Annotated in this window: 2 protein-coding genes and 1 pseudogene; 1 reads left to right on the top strand and 2 read right to left on the bottom strand. The window is 54.9% G+C overall.

Annotated features, from left to right (window positions below):
* Positions 1-457 (top strand): annotated as a pseudogene (locus B2W52_RS04415) (transposase); the annotation flags it as partial.
* Positions 458-569: 112 nt separating this feature from the next.
* Here the strand turns inward: B2W52_RS04415 and B2W52_RS04410 are convergent.
* On the bottom strand, positions 570-3,557 hold the full coding sequence (locus tag B2W52_RS04410) for a Tn3 family transposase (RefSeq protein ID WP_123889261.1): 2,988 nt from the start codon (positions 3,555-3,557) through the stop codon (positions 570-572).
* 18 nt (positions 3,558-3,575) lie between these two features.
* Positions 3,576-4,745: site-specific integrase (locus tag B2W52_RS04405; protein WP_286801561.1), on the bottom strand; the 1,170-nt coding region annotated here is incomplete at its 5' end.

The raw sequence follows: 4,745 nt of genomic DNA, 5'->3' as shown, positions 1-4,745 counted from the left end.
TCGGGTCCTGGCGGCTGGCAATTTCCCCAGACACCGCACTATCTGCGATTTTCGCAAGCAACACCTGGCTGCGTTCAAGGCCGTATTTATTCAGGTGGTCCGGATCGCCCAGGAAGCGGAATTGGTTACTCTCGGTACGCTGGCGATTGATGGCACCAAGGTCCGGGCCAACGCCAGTAAGCACAAGGCCATGAGCTATGACCGCATGCGGGAGGAAGAAGCCCGTCTGTCAAAAGAGGTTGATGAGCTTTGTGGCCAGGCTCGCCGTGTGGATGAATCGGAAGACCAACAGTTTGGCCCGGATCAGCGGGGCGACGAGTTACCCGAAGAGCTTCAGCACCGTCAGGGGCGGCTGGACAAGATCCGGGCAGCGAAGGAGAAACTGGAAGCGGATCAAAAAACGCAAGATGAGGCCAAAGGCCGGCATCCAGACGATGATCGCCGCTCACCCAAGGGTGAGGGTCCGACGGTATCCTGGAAAAATCCGCCAAATCAACCCTAAGTGTCTGAACTTAAAGGGAATATCCGGGGGTGTTCGTTATCTGGCATTAAGCACCACCATTATCGGGCTAACTTATGATCTTGGCGTTAAAATTCAGGGGTTGGACCTTGCGTCTCAAATCCAGGGTGTAGTCGCCAAAGCGGTTGATATGGGCCGTGCGGTACGGCGATAGCCCGCCCAAAACCTCCTTGGTGAGGCCTTGCCCGTCGTCGGCAAATGTTTTTAATGCCTGCGTCATCTGTTCGACGTTGTGCAGTATGACCATGTTGGCTACCAGCTGATTGTATTTGACGACCTTGCGCTGCTCGTGCCGGATATTCTCCGCAATGATCCCCTGCCCACCGAAAAACAACCACTTGGTAAAGTTGTTAAATTCTTCACTCTTGTTAGTAGCTGAATGGATGGTCTCGCGCAGTTCAATTTCATCAATGTACCGCAGTAAGAACAGCGTTCGAACCACTTTCCCGAGCTCTCGGAAAGCGAAATACAGCTTGTTTTTACGGCTGTAAGTTCCGAGACGGCGAAGGATTGTGGAAGCGGTAATCTGCCCTTTCTTGATAGAGACGGCGACTCGGAGCATGTCGCGCAAATGGGTTTCGATCAACTTGAAATTCACGTGCCCTGTAAACAGTGAATCGATATTTTGGTAACGGTATCGCTTATCGGGTCGGCACAGCGTCAGGTCTTGGATGTTGCGGATGCGCGGCATCAGATTAATGCCCAGCAGATAGGCCAACCCGAACACAGGGTAGCTCTGCGCCTGAGTATCACCGTGCAGTGTATCGGGCTGGATGTCGGACTTATTACTCATCAGCCCGTCGAGGATGTAAACGGCTTCGTACACCCCGCAGGGAATAAAATGGCTAAACAGCGCAATGTAGGTGTCGGATACGTGATAGTAACCAATGCCGCCGTAGCCCCCATAGCGGATGTGGTATTCGGAGAGCAGATTCTGCTCATAAAGATCCCACTTGGTACCGTCTGCCGAGACGTGGCGGCCGGTACCCCAGTATTTTGGCAAGTCGAACTTGTTGTAGGCGTTCACCACCTGAACGATGGCTTTATCCAGTCGTTCCTCGGTTGCGTGTTTGAGGTTGAGCCAGGCTACTTGCCGCGAGCTGATGCCTTTGATGGAACGCGCTGTCTGTGTGGGCCCCAGGTTGCATCCATAGCAGAACAGGGTTGTGATGAATCGCTTCTGGGCTTCGTTCAGGCGAGACTCGTTGCCCGACAAGGGCGTGAAGTTGCCGTGTAAATTGAGCCACTTTTCGGTATCGGTTAATACATCGATGATGCTGGTCTGCGGAAGAGTTTGGGTGATGAGCTCGTCGAGCTTTTTCAATTCACTGGTGGGTAGTTCAGCCTTGTGTCGGCGTAACACCAGTCGCCCATTTTGGATGTCCGCGTGCAGGTTTTTCGGGAACCGTTCATCTACCCTCCGGGAGGCCTCTGTAAGCAGGTCTTTCAGATGGACGCAAAATGCCTTGGGCTCGCTCAGCGGTAACTCCACCTGCTGGGCGTACTCCTCAAGCTCCGCATCGAGTGTCTCATCATCAATCAGTTGCTCCCGATAATCATCAAATTGGGCACTGTGTGGTATGTGAAGATCGCCCGATGACAGCTCCTGTTTGATATGGATCAGTATCCACAACTCCAGGTACTTGCGGTGCAATAGATCATAGTCACCCGACTGTTCGGACTTAATGAGCACCAACTTTCGCCACTTCTCCGGCATCCAGCCGGGGTCAAAGGTTTCGCCCATGGTGTCGCTGGCAGCCGCGATTTTAATGTACTCTGCACGGCTCGGCTGCAGAGAGCGAAAGAGCGTAAGCAACGCGTTTGAGCTGGTATCGTTGGAAGTGGATTTGAGTTCCAAAATGGTAAGGCAATTGAACAAGAGTGCCCGCTTCTGGCGATAGGGTGCGAGCATAAAGGGAAAGTAATTGTTGCCGGAATAAGCCATGTGCTCGTTGCAGCGGTCGATCAGCGTACCGCTGTTTTCGCCAATGATGTCCTCAATCGAGGACAAGCGCTGTTGCTGAGAGGTGTCTTGTTCGTAGGCTGTCAGCACATCCTTAAAGGTCTCTATCAACCGATCAACGTGTTTTTGGTGGTCCAGGAGGTATTGCTGTAACGCCGCCTGGGCGTGACTTTCCATGGCGCGAACCATACGGATGAGCAGTTCGGCCACATCATCAAGCGCCTTGCTGTGTTGATTGCGCGTCAGGATGACCGCCAATGCATAACGTTTATTGAATTTCAGGTCGGCCATCTCGGTCGCGTTCAGCGCACGCGCCTCCAACGCCAGCTGCCGGTGTTTGACGATAGGTAACTTGATCGCAGGCATCTCTTCGCCAAGCGTCTGCAGCCAGTGCACATGCTGAAGATAGCTACGCACCTCCTTGTTGCCGGGGCGCTTCGGTTCGCGTTTGAGAATATGCCAGGCACTGTAGGTCTGGCCGTTCGGTGAGAGCAGCTCATTAATCTTCTGCTTCGCCTCGTCAGTAAGCTGGGAGGTGATGGCGCTAAAGCAGCGCTCGTTCACGTGGTTCCGTGCACGCCGTGCCGTACGTTTCAGAACGGTGAAACCCGGCAACTCAAAACGATGGCGCACCAACTCTTCGAGCATGACGTTCACGATGTCCGCAAGCATTTCCTTGGTTTCCGCCGCATCCAGAGCAATCTCGTAAAGCCACTTATTGTCGGTGCCCGCCAAGGGCTTAACATCCAGGTAGGTCCGGATCTGCCTCAGGTGTCGGTGCTTGGCCCCGGATCGGTCGTACTGTAGGAGCTGCGTTTGGGTCGGAAGCTTTCTAAACTGACACTGGAGACCGACATGCTCAATGATTTCCCGTGGCACCGCCGCGAGGGACTGAAAATAGCCCAGGCGCTGAAAGAGCTTAAGATGAAGCAACAGACCCAATCGGGCCACCGGTGTTTTGGCCAGTCGACCCCAGAGCTGCTCAGTGTCGGACGGCGTATAGGATTCTTGCAGCTCTTTTTCGGTGATTTCGGATTTCAGCCGCGGGTAGGCTGTTTCGTGCAGGCTGCTCATGGCTCACGCTCGCTCCAGTTAGTCCCACGTCGTCCCAGTGGCAGGATTCATGATTGTCGCCTCGAGCATGCACTGGTGGTCATTGGCTAAGGCGTGCATTTGCGCGAGCAGCTCATCCAGAACCTCATCAAGGTGCTCCGGGCTGTCATGTGTGATTGTGATGTGATACTGCGTTCCTTGCTCATTGAGCCTGGCCATGGCCCAGTTGGCAAAGCACACGCGCTCGATAAGCTCACGGACTTTCTTTATGCTGCGCACTTGGCTGTTATAGCGCTCCAACCGAAGGGTCACCTCCAGCAGTGTCGATTGCGCCAAAGAAGGAGCGGCCTGATGGCCTTCCAGGCTCTGCTCTATCCGATGCTGGGCGAACGGGTCAGGTGCATCGATGTAGCGCATTGCGGAATGAACGTCTCGCCATCCCACATACTCCATCAAAGACTTTGTGTCCCAGCGCTGGCCATTGGCCCAGCTCGCAAACCCTCGGCGCAAAGAGTGGCTGCTGAAAGCGTCTGAGCCCTCTATGCCTGCCGCTTGGCAACAGGATCTGACGATGGTGATGATACTGTTCGGATGCAGAGCTTCATTCGCAAGTTGGCCCCAACGGTTAATGGCCCGAAATACCGGCCCTTGCTTGATCTGTGCCGCGTTAGTCCATTCCAAATAGGCTTCTACAGGACACAGTTGCCTGAGGGCCGGCGCTTTGAAGTAACGCCCTTGCCCGGAGCGGTCGCTTTTGGTGCGGGGCAGGTAAATCTCCATGCCCGAGCCAGGCTCCACCTGAATATGCTCCGCATGGAGCCGCCCCAACTCGTCGCTGCGAAAGGCCCGCCAAAAACCGATCAGCATAAGTGCTTTGTTGCGAAGCGGTTGCAATGGCAACCGGTGTGTATCTTGTCGAGCAATCTGCTGGTCCAGGTGCGATACGATGGCCGTCAGCTGCACCAACTGGAGGGGTCTGGCCCGCTTTTCTGGGGCAGGGTGCAGTTCGGCAATGCCCTTGAGCACCTTTTTAACATGCGGTGCTTTGGTAGGATCGGGAAAACCTTGCTCAAGGTGCCAGGCCGCCAGACCCGCCAGTCGTTGGCGCAGGGTGTTTAGTGAATGAGCGCGCGCGTGGTCAACCAGGTAACGTGCAACACTGTCGGCCGTGGCCGGCAGAAACCCGCCCCATTCGTCCTCAAAGTGGCG

Origin of the sequence: Marinobacter sp. UBA2498 (genome assembly GCF_002341575.1) — a bacterium.
In the GTDB taxonomy this organism is placed as follows: Bacteria; Pseudomonadota; Gammaproteobacteria; order Pseudomonadales; family Oleiphilaceae; genus Marinobacter; species Marinobacter manganoxydans.
The sequence above is the reverse complement of the archived record's forward strand: the minus strand, read 5'-3'. Positions and strand labels throughout refer to the sequence as shown.

Bases quoted from the DNA above. Each gene is read 5' to 3' on its own strand.
- B2W52_RS04410 (WP_123889261.1), bottom strand. From the start codon at position 3,557: ATGAGCAGCCTGCACGAAACAGCCTACCCGCGGCTGAAATCCGAAATC.